Below are 20,868 nucleotides of genomic sequence, written 5' to 3' on the forward strand. Positions count from 1 at the left end.
AAGCGCTTACAAATAAGATATACTTAGCGTGTAAGAAAAAGGAGTTCATACGAATTATATAGGAGGTAAAGTATGAAAAAATTTATTACTGCTGGATTATCATTTGCCATGGCAGCTTCAATGTTGGCAGGATGCTCAAGCAAACCAGCTGATGATTCTGATTCTGGAGATAAACGTGTTCTTAAATTCGATTCATTCTCTGGTGGAAATGGTGAAGAAGTATTCACAAAATTGGCTAAGGCTTTTGAAAAGGCAAATCCAGATGTAGATGTTCAATTGCGTTTTGAAAAAGAATTGCCAGATGTATTAAATAAAGAAAATGCGAAGGGTGAATATTCTGATGTTGTTTATTATAATTTAGGTCAACCTTCTGGATATACAGAAACGCAATTAAATACACATGAAGTATTAGACATTTCAGATGTTGTTGAAGAAGTAGGTATGGATGAAAACTATGCGAATAGTAGTATCGTACAATATTATGGAGATGGAAAATCTTATTTGATGCCACTTAAGACTACACCTGCTGGATTCTTCTATAATACTGAATTAGTTGGTGAAGGCAAGAAATACGAACTTCCAACAACTTGGGAAGAATTCTGGGCATTAGGTGATCAAGCTAAGAAAGATGGTATAGCATTATTCACATATCCAACAAATGGTTACTTTGATAATACATTAAATGCATTGTTGAAGGAAACTGGTGGAGAAGAATTATTAACAAATGTATTAAATTATGACAAGGATGCTTGGAATACAGATGGTGCTAAACAAACTATCGATATTTTAGCTAAATTAGTAAGTCCTGATTATTTATATGGAGATACAGTAGCGAATGCGAATGCGAAAGATGGATTCACAATGAACCAACAGGCTGTTATTGATGGAAAAGCATTATTTATGCCAAATGGTGACTGGGTAGTGAATGAAATGGCAGATACAACTCCTGAAGATTATCACTGGGGATTACTTCCATTGCCTGCTCTTGAAAAAGATGGTGAACGTTTCGTAGGTTCTATGACTGAACAAGTATGGATTCCTGCTCAAGCTAAAAACGTTGATGATGCGAAAGCATTCTTGAAGTTTATCTATTCTGAAGAAGGCGTTAAGATCATGGCTGAAGGTGGAAATATTGTTCCAACAAAAACTATGTCTGATACAATCGCAGCTATGGAAGATGGATATACAAAAGAATTCTTCTCAGTATATGACAATGCTTCTGCAGCATTAGGTGCATTTGCTCCTTATAACACAGATAATTTACCTGATTTCGACCGTGCAGCTACAGTATTTGGCTCAATCGATTCTTTAGCTACTGGTGAATTAACTACAAAAGACTATCAAAAGAAATTAACAGATGCTTGGGTTAAGTTATCTAAAAATAAGGCAGTTGCTGAATAATTAAAATTAGTATATTAAACATGAAAGCGATGAGCAAATTGTTGCTCGTCGCTTTTTCAAAGATGGGAGGTAACTCATGAATAAAAAGAAAGCACAAAACCGTTTCGTATTTGCGTGTCTTGCACCGGCCGTTATTTTAGTTGTCATTTTTATGGTTATTCCAACGATTGATGTATTTAAGACGGCATTCTTTAAAAAGAGCAATTTCGTAAGTGATGCCACTTTTGCGGGCTTGTTTAACTTTAAGGTTCTTTTTAACGATATGCGTTTTATTGAGGCCATGCAAAATACAATCTTGTATGTTGTGCTGATCACAATCATTACATTGGTGTTAGCGGTTTTATTCGCAACCTTATTAACTCGTGAAGAATTTATTGGAAAGAACTTCTTCCGTGTTATTTTCTATATTCCGAATATTTTAAGTATTGTTGTTATTGCGGGAATCTTCTCAGCAATCTATCAGCCATCAAATGGTATTTTAAATACCTTCCTAGGCATGATTGGACTTGAATCTTGGCAGCAAAAATGGATGGGAAATCCAGCAATCATCAACTATTCGATTATTGGTGCATTGGTTTGGCAGGCCATTGGATATTACATGGTTATGTATATGTCAAGTATGACAAGTATCCCTGAAAACCTTTATGAGGCAGCAAGCCTTGAAGGGGCAAGTAAAGTAAGACAATTCTTTATGATTACGTTGCCTTTGATTTGGGATAATATTCGTACAACTTTAACTTTCTTTGTGATTTCTACAATTAATTTATCGTTTATGTTTGTGCAATTAACAAGTGAAGGTAACTTAGGCAGTGAAGTCGCATTGAACTATATGTATAACAATGCGTTTGCAGGTAAATATGGATTTGGTATGGCCGTTGGAGTATGTATCTTCGTATTCTCATTTGCGTTATCAGCCATTATAAATAAGGTCACTGAACGTGATGTATTACAGTATTAGGAGGATGAGATATGAAAAAGCGTAATTTTCCTTTATACAAAATCTTTGTTTATGTTGCATTGATTACTTTGGCAATATCGATTATTGTGCCAATCGCATGGGTGTTTCTGGCATCTTTAAAATCACAGCTTGAACTTGTTAGCGGTAATCCATTTGATTTTCCTAAACAAATGCTATGGTCAAACTTTGCGGATGCCTTCGTAAAGGCAAGAATGGGAGATTATTTGTTAAATACAATTATTGTTACGGCATTATCTCTTGTAATCTTGTTAGTGGTTGCGCTACCTGCATCTTATGTTCTTGCACGCTTTGATTTTGTGGGCAAAAAATTTTTTAACGGATTGTTCATGGCTGGATTGTTTGTCAATGTAAACTATATTGTATTACCAATTTTCTTAATGTTATTTAATGCAGATATCAAGCTAGGTGTTGATTTCTTCTTGAATAGTAAATTCTGGTTATCTGTTGTTTATGCTGCAACAGCTTTGCCGTTTACGATTTATTTGTTGACTGGCTATTTTAAAACGTTGCCTAAGGCATATGAAGAAGCTGCTCGTATTGATGGCTGTGGTTATTTTAAGACCATGACTAAAATTATGATTCCGATGGCACGCCCAAGTATTATTACCGTGATTTTATTTCAGTTCTTGGCATTCTGGAATGAATATATTATTGCATTTACTTTCATGGATAAAGAAAATGCGACCTTGGCCGTTGGTGTTAAATATTTGATGGCCGATGCTAAATCACAAGCTAACTTTGGTGTTATGTATGCAGGATTGGTAATAGTTATGATTCCAACATTGGTTCTTTATATTTGTGTTCAAAAGAAGATTACACAAGGTATGAGTATTGGTGGAATGAAAGAGTAAGGTGTCTAATATGAGAGATGAAAATAAAGTAATGAACATAATTATGATCGTTTTATTCTTTGTGTTCTTGGGCATGATCATTTGGGCACAGAAGACGGTGAGTGTTCGCAATCTGATGATTGAAATCGTTGGATTGACGGGTTTACTAACATTGTTGTTTTTATACAACAGGAAACATAAATAGGAGGAAGAAGTATGGCAGAGTTATCATTGCAGCATGTTGATAAAATATATGACAACAATGTGCAAGCTGTATTTGACTTTAATTTAGAAGTTAAAGATAAAGAATTTATTGTGTTTGTAGGGCCAAGTGGATGTGGTAAATCAACTACACTGCGTATGATTGCTGGTTTGGAAGAAATTAGCGCAGGGGATTTCTACATTGATGGAAAAAGAATGAATGATGTGGAGCCAAAGGATCGTGATATTGCGATGGTATTCCAGTCTTACGCTCTATATCCACATATGAGTGTATATGAGAATATGGCTTTTGGCTTGAAACTTCGTAAATATAGTAAGGAAGAAATTGATAAGCGTGTTCATGAAGCAGCGCGTATTTTGGAAATTGAACCTTATTTGGATCGTAAGCCTAAAGCTCTATCTGGTGGACAAAGACAGCGTGTTGCCTTAGGTCGTGCCATTGTACGTAATGCGAAAGTATTCTTAATGGATGAACCATTATCGAACTTGGATGCAAAATTACGTGTACAGATGCGTTCTGAAATCATTCAGCTACACGAAAGAATTGGGGCTACTACAATTTATGTAACACACGATCAAACAGAGGCCATGACAATGGCAGATCGTATTGTTGTTATGAAGGGTGGATATATCCAGCAGATTGGTACGCCAAAAGAAATTTATAATAATCCTGCAAACTTATTTGTTGCTGGATTCTTAGGGGCTCCTGCTACAAACTTTATTAAAGGTGTTTATAAGGATGGATTCTTTATTGTGGATGATATGAAGATTGAAATTCCTTTGATGTTTAAAGAAAAGCTTTCTGCATATGATGGAAAAGAAGTTATTATGGGTATTCGTCCAGAGGATCTACATGGAGAAGGTATTGTTGCGGATACGTATCCAAGTGCAATTTTCGATTTTGAAATTGAAGTTGCCGAATTATTAGGCCATGAATATATATTGCACGGATCATTAAAAGGACAAAACATGTGTGCTAAAGTAAATTCTCGTTTGGAGCCAGAAGCACATACGACAATCAAGCTAACAATGGACTTATCGAAAGTGCATTTCTTTGATTTAGAAACTGAAAATAGAATTGATTAATTTAGGAGAAAATAAAATGATTGAAACAGGACGAGTAACTGTACCGACAGATGTGGATGTAATTGATGCAACCTTAGAGATTATTAAACGTTGGAAAGCCGATGCGATTCGTGATTGTGATGGAACGGATATGCCTGAAGAATTGCGTAATATGGATATCAAGCAATATGCGACATATTACACAACTAGAAAAGATAATGAGTGGGCAAAGGCCAATCCAGATGAAATTCAACAGATGTATTTGATGAGTGATTTTGTCACTGCAAAATCAACAGAATTAAACATCAAAATCATGGAGCATTTCTATAAGGATCAATTAAAGCCAAATACAAAAGATAATCACAGATGGTGGGAAGTTATTGATCGTACAACAGATGAAGTTGTCACAAACTGGGATTATGATGAAGAAACAAGGGAAGTAACGATTCATGATGCGATTCCTTATCATGCTTATACGGTTAGCTTTTTAGCTTTTGTGATTTGGGATCCTGTACACATGTATAATGCCCTAACAAATGATTGGAAGGATGAAGAGCATCAAATGACCTTTGATGTTCGTCAACCAAAAACACAAAAGCATTGTTTAGATAAATTTAGAAAATTCTGCGAAGAAAGAGATGATGTAAATGTTGTTCGTTTTACAACCTTCTTCCATCAATTTACTTTGCAGTTCGATGAATTTGCACGTGAAAAATTTGTTGATTGGTTCGGATATAGTGGTTCGGTATCACCATATATCTTAGAGCAGTTTGAAAAGGAAGTTGGATATCCATTTAGAGCTGAATATATTATCAACAAAGGTTTTAATAACTCAACTTTCTGTGTACCTACGAAAGAATATCGTGATTTTATGGACTTCCAGCAGCGTGAGGTTTCTAAATTAGCTAAGAAATTCGTTGATATTTGTCATGAATATGGAAAAGAAGCGATGATGTTCTTAGGGGACCACTGGATTGGTACAGAACCATTCGGTAAATATTTTGAATCAATTGGTTTGGATTCTGTCGTTGGTTCAGTTGGTTCAGGAACGACACTTCGTTTAATTTCAGATATTAAAGGCGTTAAGTATACAGAAGGAAGATTTTTACCATACTTCTTCCCAGATGTATTCCATGAAAATGGAGATCCATTAAAAGAAGCTAAGGTAAACTGGGTAACGGCTCGTAGAGCTATCTTGCGTAGTCCAGTCGATCGCATTGGATATGGTGGATATTTAAAGCTTGCCTTAGATTTCCCTGATTTTATTGACTATATTGAAAAGGTTTGTGATGAGTTCCGTACATTATATTCTCATATCAATCAACAAGTACCACACAACCTATTAAAGGTAGGCGTAATCAATAGTTGGGGAGAACTTCGTCGATGGGGTACACATCTAGTGCATCATGCGATCTGGTATAAACAGATTTATTCATATACAGGTGTTATGGAGGCTTTAAGCGGTTTCCCATTTGATGTTCATTTCATAAGCTTTGATGAGATTCGCAAAGACCCAACTATTTTAGATGATATGGATGTTGTCATGAATATTGGTTCAGCTTATACAAGCTTTAGTGGCGGTGCTGAATTTGATGAAACAGTTATTACAGCTTTGCGTCGCTATGTAGATCAAGGTGGTGGATTCATTGGTGTGGGTGAGCCTACAGCTATTAATCGTAATGGTAAATACTTTACATTATATGATGTCTTAGGTGTGGATGAAGAGCTAGGCTTTACAATGCATACAGACAAGTATAATTGGGAAGTACATCCAAATCATTTCATTACTGAGCAATTAGAGCATGAGGATTGGGGAGAATGTATTAATAATGTATATGCACTTCCTGGAACAGAAATCTTAGCTGAAAAAGATCTTCATGTGAATCTAGCGGTGAATGAATATGGAAAAGGTCGTGGTGTTTATATGAACGGACTTCCATTTAGTTTTGAAAATGTAAGATTACTATATCGTGCTATTTTCTTTGCGGCTCATAAAGAGGATGAAATGAAACGTTGGTATTCAGATAACTATAATGTCGATGTTAACGTTTATCCATCAACAAACAGTTTCTGTGTAGTTAATAATACATATGAACCACAGACAACTACGATTTATAAGGGTGATGGATCAAGCTTTGAAGTAACATTGGATGCATGTGAAATCAAGTGGTTTGAAATATAATAATTATTTTTAATAAAGTAAATAGAGCCAAGCTAGAGGTGTAGAAATCATTCTACACCTTTAGCTTATTGTAGATGGGATAGTGAATAATATGAGTGTTGAAAACAGTATTCTTTTCGATGATGAGAATAAAGCATTTTCAATATGTGATGGTAGTATAGGAATTTATAGATACGAGGATGTTGTTAAAGGTCAAATTGTGTATGAACATGCAAAGTATAAAGGAAAATCACCAATGTTTTCTCATCGAGTGTTAGTTAGTACTTTGAATACGAGTATTTTCGTCGAAATGAAAAAAGTGTATGTGGGTGTTGAAATTACATTATTAAATGGAGAAAGGGTATATGTATATATATCGAAAGGTCCGGTGATTCAACATAACTATCAGTTCAAAGAAGATTATAAGGTTGCAAAACAGATTGTTGAAAAGATGGATAAAAGAAAAAAAGAAGAGTGAACTCTTCTTTTTTATCTTATGCATAATTTTTTTAAGGATCCTAATTATCTAAAATTAAATAGCGTTTTGTTTCTTTAAAGTTTTTAATGTTCTAGCAGAAACACGGATTGTTTGAGGCTTTCCATCTACTACAACACGAACTTTTTGAAGATTAACGTTCCATTTACGGCGAGAAGCACGCATTGAGTGAGAACGTTTATTTCCAGATAAAGGACCTTTTCCAGATACTGCACATACTCTTGACATCTTAATGTCCTCCTTTACTTTCATTTACGCAATCGCTTAACTATAATACCATTAACAAGCCTGTATTTCAACCCCTGAATTAAAAATTTGTTTGAGATAGAATAGAATGATATAATATATTTGTTTTGAAAAAAGGAGACGAAATCATGTTGAATTCGAACTATTTATGGATAGCCTTCATGTGTGTGATTACACTTGTCATAATGTTGTTAATTATGCCTGGATTGATTGATTATTTACATAAGATTAAATTTGGCCAGACAGAAAGAGAGGAGGGGCTGGCAAGCCATAAAAAGAAGAATGGTACGCCAACAATGGGAGGACTTGCCTTTATCATTGTACCTACTGTAGTGTATGTCGTATGCTCTTTCTTTACACCATTTAAATTGGATATGAATACAATGATTATTTTGTTGGCATTTGTTGGTTATGGTGTTGTTGGCTTTATTGATGATTATATTATTGTTGTTCAAAAGAATAATGAGGGATTGAAACCTAAATATAAATATTTACTACAATCTATTTTGGCCGTTGTCTTTTTCTTGTTATATTGCAGAAATTCAACGACGGATATTTGGATTCCATTGATGGATGTCACAATTGATTTAAAATGGTTCTATTTTATTTTAGTGTATTTTATGTTTACTGCCGAAACCAATGCCGTCAATCTAACGGATGGCTTAGATGGATTGTGTGCTGGTCAAATGGTTATTGCCTTGATCCCATTTGCTATCTTTGCGTTTGTGCAAGGCGTAAATAATGTGGCATGTCTAATTTTGATTGTCATTTTCGCTTTATTAGGCTATTTGAAGTTTAATAAGCATCCTGCCCAGATCTTTATGGGGGATACAGGATCATTAGCTTTAGGCGGATTCATCGCTGCTGTTGCCATGGTATTAAAACAGGAGATCTTATTGATTATCATTGGATTTGTTTTTGTGGCTGAAGTTTGCAGCGTAATTATACAGGTTACGTATTATAAAAAAACACATAAGAGAATTTTTAAGATGGCGCCTTTGCATCACCATTTTGAAATGTGTGGCTGGTCAGAACAGAAGGTTGTTTCTCGTTTTAGACTTGTCGGTGTGATCTTAGCTGTTCTTGGACTTGTTTTGGGGGTAATGTAGAATGGAAACTGTATTAGTCATTGGGGCTGCCCGTAGTGGAATTGCCGTTAGTAAGCTTTTATTAAAGAATGGGTATCATGTAGTTTTAACAGATTCGAATGAAATCAAGGAAAAAGCTGAGTTGCAAGACTTGGGTATCGAAGTTTTTGATGGGGGTCATCCAGACTGCTTAAAAGATAAGGAATATGCTTTTATTGTAAAGAATCCTGGCATTCCGTATCGTGTTCCGTTTGTGCATTATTTTGTGGAACAAAACGCTAAAATCTATACTGAAATTGAAGTAGCTTATCGCTTTGCGAAAAACTTTAATTATGCAGCTGTTACGGGTACAGATGGAAAGACAACTGTCACAACTTTGTTGTACGAGATGTTGAATCGTCAAAAGAAAAGTTTAGTGGCAGGTAATATTGGTACGCCATTATGTGAGCTTGTATTAGAGCATACAGATACAGATTATAATGTGGCTTTGGAATTAAGTAATTTCCAATTATTAGGAATTGAAACATTTAGACCTCATGTTTCGACTGTGACAAATCTAGCACCAGATCACTTGGATTATATGGATAGCTTAGAGGCGTATTACCAGAGTAAGATGAGAATCTATGAAAACACAAATGCGGATGATTATTTCATTCGTAATGTGGATGATGAAAATGTAGTTAAGTATGCACAAAATATTCCTTGTAAGGTCATTGACTTTTCTTTAAAAAGAAAAGATGTGGATCTATATAAGGATGATAAATATGCATATTATAAAGATACACAATTATTTACCTTATCCGACTTAAAGATTGTGGGTGAATTCAATTGTGGAAATGCGATGATGGCAAGCTGTATGGCTTATTTGATGGGTGTATCCTTATTTAATATTCAGGAAGTAATTCGTGAATTTAGTGGGGTAGAACATCGTATTGAATATGTAGATACGATTGATAATGTTCGTTTCTATAATGATTCAAAGGCAACAAATACACATGCGGCATGTGCTGGTTTATCGGCTTTTGAAAAGAATGTTATTTTATTATGTGGCGGTAAAGATAAACATATTTCCTTTGATGATTTGAAGCAATATGATGCGGTAGTTAAAAAATGTATTTCATTTGGTCAGACAAAGGATAAATTTAAAGATATCTTCACAAATCAAACCAGTGTAGAGACAATGAAGGATGCATTTGAAAAGGCTATACTCAGTGCAAAGCCGGGAGACATTGTCTTGTTGTGCCCAGCATGCTCAAGTTTTGACCAGTTTAAAAATTATGAAATTAGGGGCGAAATTTTTAAACAAATGGTTCATGACTATGCATCGAAAAGGAATGAAGAATGATATTCTTAATCAATATCATTAAAACGATATTATTAGGAATTATACAGGGGATAACAGAGTGGCTGCCGATTTCTTCGACAGGACATTTAATATTATTTGCGAGTATTTGGCCGATTGAACCAGCCCAATTCTTTGAGGTATTCAAGGTTGTTATTCAGTTTGGTAGTATTTTAGCTGTTTTAGTCTTGTACTATCAGAAGCTAAATCCTTTTGATAAAAGAAAGACGAAAATCAAGAAGAAACAAACGTTGCAATTATGGTCAAAGGTCATTGTGGGTGTCATTCCTGCAGCTGTCATTGGTTTTTTGTTTGATGACATTATTGAGGGATACTTATCTAAAAATTTTGTGATTGCGGTTGCCTTGATCACGTATGGTATTATTTTTATTTTAATTGAGAAGCATCCAAGACAAGAAAAAATCAGAACGCTTGAGCAAGTTAATTATTTCTCAGCCTTAAAGATTGGATTCTTTCAATGTCTAGCTTTGATTCCAGGTACATCTAGGTCTGGAGCTACAATTCTAGGTGGCTTATATTGTGGTTGTTCAAGAACAGTCGCAAGTGAATTCTCTTTCTTTCTAGCTATTCCTGTCATGTTTGGTGCAAGTTTATTAAAGGTTATCAAATATTTTGTGAATGTTGGATTGTTTAGTTTGTCTCAATTGGTTTTATTGTTCGTGGGAACGGTAGTAGCGTTTATTGTGAGTTTATTTGCGATCAAAGCTTTATTGAACTATGTAAAGAAACATGACTTTACTGTATTTGGCTGGTATCGTATTATTTTAGGTATTTTTGTGATTTTATTTTTCTATGTATTATAAGAGGTAGGATATGAACGAATTTGATTTGCATATGCATTCTAATTATTCTGGGGATGGTCAGTTTACACCTGCAGAATTGATTGGAATCGCAAAAGAAAGAGGTTTAAAGACCATTGCACTAAGTGATCATGATTGTGTCAGTGGTGTTAAGGAAATGATCAAGCTTGGAAAAGAAGCTGGCATCGAAGTGATTCCTGCCATAGAGTGTTCTACAAGCATTGGATATACGGATGTTCATTTATTGGGGTATGGCATTGATGTGGATGATGAATATTTTCAAAGCCTACTTGATAAGACACAGGTTAAATCTAGAAATGCGTTTTCAACTCGTTGTGATAGGTTAAGGGCAAAGTATGGTGTAGAAATTGATGAAGAAGCTATCTTGAAAGAGGCAAATGGTACAAATCCTTGGTTTGTGATGTGTACGCATATGTTTAATGATCCTCGTTATCAAGATATTCCAGATTTTAAGGATTATATTCCTGGTGGAAAAAGAAGTGATCCTGCACCCGTTAATTTCTTTTGGGATAAATGTCAATATGGATCGGATTTGTTCGTGTATGTCCCAATGCCTGATTTTGTAGAATCTGTTAAAAAGATTCATGAGGCAGGAGGCCTTGCCGTAGTTGCACATCCTTTTAATACTTTCTACAAGAATGATGAAATGTTGAAGGTATTATTCGATTCTGGTGTGGATGGTATTGAAGCTTATAGTAATTATCATACGCCTGAACAAAATGTATATTATGAAAACTTAGCGAAAGAACATAACTTATTGATTACTTGTGGAAGTGATTTCCATGGTGAAAAAAAGCCAAGTATTCAAATGGGTGAATATGGTTTAAATAAGGATGGTTCGGCTTGGTTAGAAAAGTTTAAGGCAAAATTAAAAGCAGCATAATAGCTGCTTTTTTAAAATGTAAGTACAAAGCTAAATAAGACGCAATAGCTTAATAGATTGTTTGAGCGACTGGCTCTAAATAGTGATTGAAATCCCATTTCTGTAATGGCACAGAATTTATCTATAGCCTGAATAATCCATCCAACACTTGTATTAGGTCTTGTAGTTTTTAAAGGCCACATGTGATGTAGAATAGCATCGTCAATTGTGCTATTTGTTTGTGTCAACATTTTTGCGTTTTCTAGTGCGATAATAGGATGTATCTTTGCATGATTGCCTTCAATAGGACGTTTGTCATCTGTTTTCCAGTCATAGTAATATAAATCATGTAATAAACCAGCACGAGCTGCGCTATAGGCATCCAATCCTAGTTTTCTACAAATTAAAAAGGAATAATAGGAAACGTTTAAAGAATGCTGAAAGCGAGATGTAGCTAAATGTTGGCTGCATTTTTTTAAGTCTTGTACTTCTTTTGTATTAATTAAATCTTCAATAGTCTCAAAATATTCTTTTGAGATATCGCAATCTTGTGTTTTTAAGTTGATTCTAGATAAAATAGCTTTTTCCATTTTTCATCCTCACTGAAAATGAATATAGCACATATAATTATAAGATACAACTATTTCTTTTAAACCTAGTACTATGATATAATTAGTTGAAGGAGGACTCATTATGGTAATTTTATATACATCTCCAGGTTGTGCAAGTTGTCGTAAGGCAAAACAGTGGTTAAAGGACAACCAAATTGAATTTGTTGAAAAGAACATATTTACTTCTTTATTGAAGGAAAGTGAAATTAAATATTTATTGTCGCGATGCGAAAATGGTACGGAGGATATTATTTCGGTTCGTTCTAAAGCCTTTCAAGCGTTAGATAAAGATATTGAAGATTATTCCATGAAGGAACTCGTAACTTTGATTCAGCAAAATCCTTCGATTTTAAAAAGACCTATCCTTTTATCTGAAAAGAGTCTTGTGGTAGGTTATGATGATGATGAGATCACGACAATGATGCCTGCACAGTTAAGAACGGTTGTAGACAATGCGTGTACAGAAACTTGTCCAAACTATTCAGTTTGTGGTAAGTGTAGAGAACAGGCTAATGTGAACTAGAGTAAAAATCTAGTTCTTTTTTTATATTTTAAGATTTTGGTTTAAAAAAAATAAATATAGAAACTTTTTGTTCATACATAAAGCTAGAAATCGGGAATATATGAAAAGAAGGATTTTACTATAAAAGTATTTTCTTCTTGTTTGTTGACAATATATAAATGAAATGTTTGAGTTTTATTTGATTGATTTCGAATAATGTATATTTTGTTTGTGAAATTTTAAAAAAAACTATCACTATGTAAATTTGTGTGTTATAATAGTTTACACATGTAAACGGTTACAAATAGGAGGTAAAATAATATGGATAAAAAATATGTCTATGAATTTAATGAAGGCGATGAAACGATGCGTGAATTGCTAGGTGGAAAAGGTGCTAACTTAGCTGGAATGTCTAAATTAGGTATGCCTGTGCCTTATGGATTCACAATCACTACAGAAGCTTGTAACCAATATTATGAAGATAATGAAACTATCAATGATGGTATTAAAGCTCAAATTATGGAATATCTAGATTTATTAGAAAGGAAGTCTGGAAAAAAATTGGGGGATGTAGAAAATCCTTTATTAGTATCTGTTCGTTCTGGGGCACGTGCAAGTATGCCTGGTATGATGGATACTATTTTAAATTTAGGTATGAATAAAACAGTTGCAGAAACAGTCGCTAGTTTAACAAATAATGATCGTTTCGCATATGATTCATATCGTCGTTTTATTCAAATGTATTCAGACGTTGTTATGGGGTTGAGTAAAAAACGTTTTGAAGAGATCATCGATGAAGTAAAGGCTGAAAGAGGTATTACGGACGACTTGGATTTAAATGCGGAGGATATGAAAAAATTAGTAGAATTGTTTAAAGCGTTCTACAAAAATGAATTAAAATCAGAATTTCCAGAAGATCCAAAGGAACAATTGATGGGGGCTATCGAGGCGGTATTCCGTTCTTGGAATAACCCTCGTGCAATCTACTATCGTAAGATGAATGATATCCCTTCAAGCTGGGGAACTGCAGTTAACGTACAGATGATGGTATTTGGTAATATGGGTAATGATTGTGGTACAGGTGTTGCCTTTACACGTAATCCAAGTACTGGTGAAAATAAACTATATGGTGAATTCTTAATGAATGCACAGGGGGAAGATGTTGTTGCGGGTATTCGTACACCTCAAAAGATTGATCAATTAAAAGAAGTGGCTCCAGGTGCATATGATGATTTCGTTGAAATCACAAAGAAATTAGAAACTCACTATCGTAATATGCAGGATATGGAATTTACTATTGAAAAAGGTAAATTGTTCATGTTGCAGACACGTAATGGTAAACGTACTGCGCAGGCTGCCTTAAAAATTGCGTGTGACATGGTAGATGAAGGTATGATTTCTACAGATGAAGCCTTAATGATGGTAGAGCCTAAACAATTGGATTCTTTATTACACCCAATGTTTGATGCAGAAGAATTAAAGAAGGCAGAACCAATCGCATCTGCATTACCAGCAAGTCCTGGTGCTGCTTGTGGACAAATCGTATTTAGTGCTGAAGAAGCCATTCAAGAAGCAAGTCGTAACCACAAGGTTATCTTAGTTCGTTTAGAAACAAGTCCAGAAGATATCGAAGGTATGCACGTATCTCAAGGTATCTTAACAGTACGTGGTGGTATGACAAGTCACGCTGCCGTAGTTGCTCGTGGTATGGGTGCATGCTGCGTAAGTGGTTGTGGCGATATCAATATGCATGATGATGAAGGATATTTTGAAATCAATGGTGTGAAATATCATCGTGGAGATTGGATCAGCTTAGATGGTTCAACTGGAAATATTTATGGTAGTGCTATTAAAACAGTTCCTGCAAGTATTTCTGGTGACTTTGAACGTTTCATGAACTGGGCGGATGAAAGACGTACATTAAAGGTTCGTACAAATGCGGATACACCTCATGATGCAAAACAAGCACATGAATTTGGTGCACAGGGTATTGGTTTAGTTCGTACGGAACACATGTTCTTTGAAGGGGATCGTATTAAAGCGGTTCGTGAAATGATTGTTTCTAAAACATCTGCACAAAGACGTGTTGCATTAGAAAAAATCTTGCCTATGCAAAGAAGTGATTTTGAAGGAATCTATGAAGCTATGGAAGGTCTACCAGTGACGATTCGTTTCTTGGATCCACCTTTACATGAATTCTTGCCTACAAACTCATATGACATTACACAATTAGCTAAGGATATGCACATTGGATTGGATGAATTGAAATCTGTTATCTCTAGCTTACATGAATTCAACCCTATGATGGGTCATCGTGGATGTCGTTTGGCAATTTCATATCCAGAAATTGCTGAAATGCAGACAACGGCTGTAATTCAGGCTGCATTAGCTGTCAATGAAAGACACTCAGATTGGAAGATTGAACCTGAAATCATGATTCCATTAGTTGGTGATGTTGCAGAACTTCGTTATGTTAAGAAGGTTGTTTGTGATGTAGCTGATAAATTGATTCAAGAATCAGAATTAGACATGAAATATCATGTTGGTACAATGATTGAAATTCCTCGTGCTGCATTATTGGCAGATGAAATTGCGAAAGAAGCTGAATTCTTCTCATTTGGTACAAATGACTTAACACAGATGACATTTGGATTCTCAAGAGATGATGCGGGTGGATTCTTACAAGACTACTATGATAAGAAAATCTTTGAATCAGATCCATTTGCACACTTAGATCAAAGAGGTGTCGGAAAACTTGTTAAGATGGCGACTGAACTTGGAAGAAGTACTCGTCCAAATATTAAATTAGGTATTTGTGGAGAACATGGTGGAGATCCAGCAAGTATTGAATTCTGCCATAGAGTTGGATTGAACTACGTTTCTTGTTCACCATACCGTGTACCTATCGCAAGACTTGCTGCTGCACAGGCTGCTATTAAATTCGATAAATAAAACACTTAGGAGTTGATGGATTTCAACTCCTTTTAGTATACTGAGTTAGAGGTTTTAAATAATGGATTATATATATGTGACGAAAGAAAATATAGAACAAGAACACATTTGTTGTGCAATTAGTAACAATTCAGACGTTCAAGTAAGATCAAAGAAAGATTGGCTGACAGATCGTTTTGAGGATGGTCTTGTCTTTATTAAATCAGTCTTGAGAGGGAAATGCTTTATAGAATATATTCCGGCAAAGAATGCGTGGATTCCAATCGATGCAGAAAATTATATATATGTTGATTGTCTATGGGTATCTGGATCTTTAAAGGGTCATGGCTATTCAAATGAATTATTAAATATGTGTATTGAGGATAGTCAAAAGAAGGGTATGGATGGAATTTGTATTTTATCCAGTAAAAAGAAGACACCGTATCTTGCAGACCCTAAGTTTTTAACACATAAAGGTTTTAAGGTTTGTGATGAAGCGGGTAATGGTATTCAATTGTGGCACTTGAATTTTAATGATTCTAAAGTTCCTCAATTTAAATCTTACGCAAAAGAATGTCATATAGAAGAGTCAGGCTTTGTCTTATATTATACGAGCCAATGTCCTTTTAATGCGAAATATGTTCCGATTGTTGAACAAGTAGCTAAAGAACATAATATTGCATTTAAAGCGATTCATCTAAATACAAAAGAAAAGGCGCAAAGTGCGCCTACACCCATCACTACTTATGCCTTATTCTATAATGGAGAATATGTGACAAATGATGTAATGAATGAGAAGAAGTTTTTAAAAGTTGTTGAAAAGCAAAAATAAGCATTAATTATCTTGAGATAGGATGGTTTTGAATAATAAATACAACATATAGAATAAGAAGATAGATAAGAAATAATTTTTGTATTGTTTCATGATTGATTACATATTGGCTTGCACTTTGTATTGTTTTGTACTAAAATTTTAGATGTAGTAAATAAATCTGGGGAGCTATTGCTGAGAGGAAGTTCGACTTCGACCCATTAAACCTGACGGATAATGCCGGCGTAGGAAGTATAGATGTTTTTTTGACCTGTCTTTTTACGGTGCAGGTCTTTTTATTTTATTACCTTGCTGTAGGGGAGCGCCTAGAGTATAGAAAACAAGCGAGGGAGCCTGAATTAACAGGATGAGAGAGGACTGTTTGTCTAATACCGAAACCACAGATGGTTTTTTGCGTGTTTTCTAGGCCATCTGTGTCTATAGGAGGTAGTATTTATGAATAAACACAATTACTTATTAAGCTTAGTCTTTTTTTCAATGATGGTAGCTGTTGGAGTGGTCATTTCACCAATTTTGCGTGTGGAAGGAATGTGTCCTATGGCACACCTTATTAATATCACAATGGCTGTATTTATGGGGCCTTGGTATTCATTTCTTTGTGCTTTAGCTATTGGTTTAATCCGTATGACTGTTATGGGAATTCCACCATTGGCTTTAACTGGTGCTATTTTTGGAGCTACGCTATCAGGCATCTTATATCGTGTAAGTAAAGGAAAAATCTGGGCTGCCGTACTTGGTGAAGTCATTGGTACAGGTTTATTTGGTTCTGTTGTTTCATATCCTGTTATGACATATTTATGGGGAAGAACAGGACTTACATGGATGTTCTATGTACCAAGTTTTCTAATGGGTACAATCATTGGTGGAAGTATTGCGTATATCTTATTGAAGTCGATGTCTCGTAGTGGTATTCTAGAAAATATTCAAAGAAAGTTAGGAGTGCAAAAATTTGTTGAAACAAACAAATAATTTGATTCACTGTATCACAAATCCGATATCAATTAACGATTGTGCAAATCTTATATTAGCTTTGGGGGCTAAGCCAATTATGGCTTGTCACCCCGATGAAGTTGATGATATCACTTGCCATTCTGCGGCTTTGGCATTAAACTTAGGTAACTTTGATGATGTAAGAGCTAAGTCTATGATGATTAGTGCTAAGTGTGCCAAAGAAAATAAAATTCCATTCATTTTAGATTTAGTTGGAGTGGCTTGTTCAACACTTCGATTGAATTATGCCAAAGAACTTGTTTCTTTATATTGTCCAACCGTTATTAAGGGTAATATTAGTGAATGTAAAGCTTTTTATGGAATGACAAGTCATGCGCACGGTGTAGATGCGGATGTTCTAGATGAAGAGGATATTCATGAAAGCGCGAAATGGCTAAAAGAGATGGCTATAAATCTAGGCTGTGTAGTGGTGTGTAGTGGCAAAATTGATGTCATAACAGATGGTAAAGAAGTGAATTTGATTTCTAATGGTTGTGACATGCTTTCAAGAATTACAGGAACTGGATGTATGTTAAATGTGGCGATCGCTACATTTTTAGCTAGTTATTCTCCATTATCGGCTTGTGTGAAGGCAACCTGTTATTATGAGGTAGCTGCAGAAAAGACAGAGTGTAATGGTCCAGGAACTTTCCATATGCATTTTATGGATGAAATCTATAAGCTTAGAAGTTTTGATGAATCTTTGTTTAAAATTGAGGTGTTAGGATGAAAAAAGTAGATTATACATTATATTTTATTACCAATTCAGATGGTTATGATGATGAAACATTCTTGCGTAAAGTAGAAGGAGCATGTCTTGGTGGAGCAACTATTGTCCAGCTTCGTGAAAAGAATAAATCAACATTGGAATATTATGAATTGGCATTAAAAGTCAAAAATATAACGGATGCCTATAATATCCCATTAATTATTGATGATCGAATGGATGTCGCAATGGCTGTAGGATGTGGTGTTCATTTAGGAAATGAAGATATGCCTATTTCAGTAGCGCGTAAAATCATGGGTCCAGATTGTATTATTGGGGCTACCGCAAAAACAGTAGAAGTTGCGAAAAAAGCAGAGGCTGATGGTGCTGACTATTTGGGTTGTGGTGCCATTTATCCGACAAAGACGCATGTTAAGACAAAGATTACAAGTGTTGAAACATTAAATGATATTTGTGCAGCTGTCAATATTCCAGTCTGTGCAATTGGAGGATTAAATAAAGATAATCTTTCTGTATTAGAAAAGAGTCCTATTCAAGGTGTTTGTGTTGTATCGGCTATTATGGATCAAGAGGATACAAAAAAGGCAGCTGAAGAATTGAAACAATCTATCAACAAGATCGTGGCATAACAAATGCCACTTTTATTTTTGTGAAATATAACCTAAAATAGTAATTATGAGGAAAAGAAAAATATTAATACTTTCAATCACCATTGTTGCCATAGCTCTGATTCTTGAAACATGTATTTTAAGATATGTGAATGAAAAGAATGCCCAAACTACATCAAACGTATTATTAGATCGGGTGATTGCGGTGATTGATAAAAATGAGTCGAATGAAAAACAGTTTGTGAAATCGTTAAAGGATGATTATATTGTTCGTGCTAAAGCCATATCTTATATTGTCGATGCTAAGCCGGAAGTGGAATATGATATTGATGAACTTCAAAAGATCGCATCTTTAATGTCAGTGGATGAGATTCATTTGATTGATGATACGGGAACAATCTATTCGGGTTCAATACCTAAGTATTTTGGATATAGCTTTGATTCAGGTGAACAAATGGCGTTCTTTAAACAAATGTTAAACAATTATGATTTAACATTATGTCAGGATGTTACACCGAATACGGCCGAAGCTAAAGAGATGATGTATGCGATTACTTGGAATGAATCGAAAACGCATATGGTACAAGTGGGTATTACGCCTAAGCGTTTATTAAAAGAATTGAAACAAAACCAAATCTCAAATGTCGTAGCCGATATGCCAGTGTATAAGGGAATGGAGATTTATGTCGTAAATTCAAAGACAAAAGTGATTGAGGGAGCTACAGATAAAAATAAAATAGGGAAAAAGATTTTAACTACTAATAAACAATATAATTATGTAACGCGAAAACACGGGAATTATAATGTGTCTGTATGCATGTCTGAATCGATGAATTCGCAAAGTAATATTGTTGCGATATTGATTGTTGGTATTTATTTAACACTTGCTTCTTGTTTGTTGGTGTTAATGCTTTCTCAAGTGTTAAAGGAGAAGTATGAAAAAGAAAAATATATCTATACTTCAAATACGGATGAACTTACAAAATGTTTAAATCGACATGCATATGAGGCGGATATTCAAAAGTTGGATTTAAATAGTGAATGGGTTTATATTTCATTGGATTTGAATGGCCTAAAACAAACCAATGATAAAATGGGACATAGTGCTGGGGACGAACTGATTTGTGCTGCTTCAAGTTGTATGAAATTTGCGTTTGCCTCTTATGGTAAAATCTATCGCATTGGTGGAGATGAATTTGTGGTCTTATTGACCCAATCCATATCCGATTTACAACATATATTAAAAGTATTTGATTCAACCATTTCAAATTGGCATGGTAAGTACTCAAATTCGATATCTGTATCGTATGGTGTCGTCAAGTCTTCAGAACAAGAATTTGATTCGGTTCAAGAAATAAGTAAGTTAGCCGATGAAAGAATGTATCAGAATAAAATGGATTATTATACAACGAGTGGTAATGATCGAAGAAGACAATATCTGTAATTGTTGTTAAGCATAAATTATTTGCGTTAAAGTACAAATTGAAGTATTATTTGTGTGTATCACGATGAGCAGGCATCGTTAAAAATTGTATTCGTAAGGAGGAATTCAAGCCCCTTCCCTAAATCCACTCACAAGAGGTAGATTTGATTAAAGGGTATCTTGGAAAGCCAGAGGATGTCTTTAATCCTCATCGAGTCCGTGCTACCTACATAATGCACGAAAGCCTGACAATCAGGGGAATAAACCTGCATAATGAGAAAGCGAACATCTTATGGTGTTCGTTTTATTTTAAAAATGATGGCGAATCTAAGATATCTATAATTTTTGAAAACAAATACAATATAACTGTAAAAAGCGTATAGAGCTTAGAAGGAGATTGTATATGACAGATGATAAAATGGGAATGATTATGGAAGTGGTAATTCGTTGGTTAATTTGTTTTGGAATTTCAATTGTAATCGAAATGGCAGTAGGTGTAAAATTTGATATGGCATTTGCACTCGGATGTACATCGTTTCTATATTTCGCATTAAAATTCAGAAGACTTACAATTTTGGGTGTATTTGTACTTGTATGTGTTCCAATTGGAATGGCACTGGAGAATTGTGGTTTATCCGGGGACGTATTATTATATTTCTTAGGAATTCTTCCAGTTTTAGAAATAGGATGTTGTATATTATTTGGCTAAA

21 protein-coding genes and 1 riboswitch are annotated in these 20,868 nt (G+C 34.8%); of the genes, 19 read left to right on the forward strand and 2 right to left on the reverse strand.

From position 1 onward, the window contains the following. Positions 1-72 precede the first annotated feature (72 nt). The 7 genes from DWY01_RS01930 to DWY01_RS01955 all read left to right on the forward strand — a co-directional run bounded on the left by DWY01_RS01930 (position 73) and on the right by DWY01_RS01955 (position 7,136). Positions 73-1,401, forward strand: coding sequence for a carbohydrate ABC transporter substrate-binding protein (locus DWY01_RS01930; protein ID WP_117992653.1), 1,329 nt, complete (start codon positions 73-75; stop codon positions 1,399-1,401). 76 nt (positions 1,402-1,477) lie between these two features. After that, entirely contained in the window at positions 1,478-2,359 is an 882-nt protein-coding gene (locus DWY01_RS01935) for a carbohydrate ABC transporter permease (RefSeq protein ID WP_117992654.1), read from the forward strand. Positions 2,360-2,370: 11 nt separating this feature from the next. Continuing rightward, the gene (locus tag DWY01_RS01940; protein ID WP_117992655.1) at positions 2,371-3,231 is read left to right on the forward strand and encodes a carbohydrate ABC transporter permease; all 861 of its coding nucleotides are present in this window, start codon (positions 2,371-2,373) and stop codon (positions 3,229-3,231) included. A 10-nt stretch (positions 3,232-3,241) separates the two neighbouring features. Continuing rightward, on the forward strand, positions 3,242-3,415 hold the full coding sequence (locus DWY01_RS11635) for a hypothetical protein (RefSeq protein ID WP_199519828.1): 174 nt from the start codon (positions 3,242-3,244) through the stop codon (positions 3,413-3,415). An 11-nt stretch (positions 3,416-3,426) separates the two neighbouring features. Beyond that, the gene (locus tag DWY01_RS01945; protein ID WP_117992656.1) at positions 3,427-4,518 is read left to right on the forward strand and encodes an ABC transporter ATP-binding protein; all 1,092 of its coding nucleotides are present in this window, start codon (positions 3,427-3,429) and stop codon (positions 4,516-4,518) included. Positions 4,519-4,534: 16 nt separating this feature from the next. Next, entirely contained in the window at positions 4,535-6,679 is a 2,145-nt protein-coding gene (gnpA, locus tag DWY01_RS01950; RefSeq protein WP_117992657.1) for a 1,3-beta-galactosyl-N-acetylhexosamine phosphorylase, read from the forward strand. A 91-nt stretch (positions 6,680-6,770) separates the two neighbouring features. Beyond that, entirely contained in the window at positions 6,771-7,136 is a 366-nt protein-coding gene (locus DWY01_RS01955; protein WP_117992658.1) for a hypothetical protein, read from the forward strand. Positions 7,137-7,190: 54 nt separating this feature from the next. Here DWY01_RS01955 and rpmB read toward each other — a convergent pair whose 3' ends face one another. Beyond that, entirely contained in the window at positions 7,191-7,382 is a 192-nt protein-coding gene (gene rpmB / locus DWY01_RS01960) for a 50S ribosomal protein L28 (RefSeq protein ID WP_003865181.1), read from the reverse strand. A 146-nt stretch (positions 7,383-7,528) separates the two neighbouring features. Here rpmB and mraY point away from each other — a divergent pair, with 146 nt between their 5' ends. From mraY to DWY01_RS01980, 4 genes are read left to right on the forward strand one after another with little or no spacing between them, the layout of a single operon-like run. Continuing rightward, positions 7,529-8,509 carry a phospho-N-acetylmuramoyl-pentapeptide-transferase gene (mraY, locus tag DWY01_RS01965; protein ID WP_243001940.1) on the forward strand — a complete coding sequence of 327 codons (981 nt, stop codon included), beginning with the start codon at positions 7,529-7,531 and terminating at the stop codon, positions 8,507-8,509. Position 8,510: 1 nt separating this feature from the next. After that, positions 8,511-9,833, forward strand: coding sequence for a UDP-N-acetylmuramoyl-L-alanine--D-glutamate ligase (gene murD / locus DWY01_RS01970; protein ID WP_117992659.1), 1,323 nt, complete (start codon positions 8,511-8,513; stop codon positions 9,831-9,833). Further along, positions 9,833-10,654 carry an undecaprenyl-diphosphate phosphatase gene (locus DWY01_RS01975; RefSeq protein ID WP_117992692.1) on the forward strand — a complete coding sequence of 274 codons (822 nt, stop codon included), beginning with the start codon at positions 9,833-9,835 and terminating at the stop codon, positions 10,652-10,654. The genes murD and DWY01_RS01975 overlap by 1 nt, the downstream gene beginning before the upstream one ends. Before the next feature lie 10 nt (positions 10,655-10,664). Then, positions 10,665-11,555, forward strand: a complete 891-nt coding sequence (locus tag DWY01_RS01980) for a PHP domain-containing protein (protein WP_117992660.1) — start codon at positions 10,665-10,667, stop codon at positions 11,553-11,555. 11 nt (positions 11,556-11,566) lie between these two features. Here the strand turns inward: DWY01_RS01980 and DWY01_RS01985 are convergent, their stop codons facing one another. Continuing rightward, a complete protein-coding gene (locus DWY01_RS01985; RefSeq protein WP_117992661.1) occupies positions 11,567-12,124 on the reverse strand; it encodes an HD domain-containing protein in 558 nt (185 codons plus the stop codon). 103 nt (positions 12,125-12,227) lie between these two features. Between DWY01_RS01985 and DWY01_RS01990 the strand changes: the two genes are divergently transcribed. The 8 genes from DWY01_RS01990 to DWY01_RS02030 all read left to right on the forward strand — a co-directional run bounded on the left by DWY01_RS01990 (position 12,228) and on the right by DWY01_RS02030 (position 20,867). Continuing rightward, on the forward strand, positions 12,228-12,668 hold the full coding sequence (locus DWY01_RS01990) for a Spx/MgsR family RNA polymerase-binding regulatory protein (protein WP_117992662.1): 441 nt from the start codon (positions 12,228-12,230) through the stop codon (positions 12,666-12,668). Between the two features lie 300 nt (positions 12,669-12,968). Next, the gene (ppdK, locus tag DWY01_RS01995) at positions 12,969-15,599 is read left to right on the forward strand and encodes a pyruvate, phosphate dikinase (protein ID WP_117992663.1); all 2,631 of its coding nucleotides are present in this window, start codon (positions 12,969-12,971) and stop codon (positions 15,597-15,599) included. A gap of 61 nt (positions 15,600-15,660) precedes the next feature. After that, the gene (locus tag DWY01_RS02000) at positions 15,661-16,410 is read left to right on the forward strand and encodes an N-acetyltransferase (protein ID WP_117992664.1); all 750 of its coding nucleotides are present in this window, start codon (positions 15,661-15,663) and stop codon (positions 16,408-16,410) included. Between the two features lie 151 nt (positions 16,411-16,561). Continuing rightward, positions 16,562-16,658: riboswitch (TPP riboswitch) on the forward strand. 187 nt (positions 16,659-16,845) lie between these two features. After that, positions 16,846-17,379, forward strand: coding sequence for an energy coupling factor transporter S component ThiW (gene thiW / locus DWY01_RS02005; protein WP_117992665.1), 534 nt, complete (start codon positions 16,846-16,848; stop codon positions 17,377-17,379). Then, entirely contained in the window at positions 17,360-18,130 is a 771-nt protein-coding gene (gene thiM / locus DWY01_RS02010; protein WP_117992666.1) for a hydroxyethylthiazole kinase, read from the forward strand. The genes thiW and thiM overlap by 20 nt, the downstream gene beginning before the upstream one ends. Then, positions 18,127-18,756 carry a thiamine phosphate synthase gene (gene thiE, locus DWY01_RS02015; RefSeq protein ID WP_117992667.1) on the forward strand — a complete coding sequence of 210 codons (630 nt, stop codon included), beginning with the start codon at positions 18,127-18,129 and terminating at the stop codon, positions 18,754-18,756. Before thiM ends, thiE begins: the two co-directional genes overlap by 4 nt. A gap of 46 nt (positions 18,757-18,802) precedes the next feature. Beyond that, positions 18,803-20,179 (forward strand): GGDEF domain-containing protein, encoded by a 1,377-nt coding sequence (locus DWY01_RS02020; RefSeq protein ID WP_199519829.1) that lies wholly within the window; start codon positions 18,803-18,805, stop codon positions 20,177-20,179. A gap of 382 nt (positions 20,180-20,561) precedes the next feature. Then, positions 20,562-20,867, forward strand: coding sequence for a hypothetical protein (locus DWY01_RS02030; RefSeq protein ID WP_117992669.1), 306 nt, complete (start codon positions 20,562-20,564; stop codon positions 20,865-20,867). Position 20,868 lies beyond the last annotated feature (1 nt).

It is taken from the genome of Eubacterium sp. AF22-8LB (assembly GCF_003458715.1).
Taxonomy (GTDB): domain Bacteria; phylum Bacillota_I; class Bacilli_A; order Erysipelotrichales; family Erysipelotrichaceae; genus Holdemanella.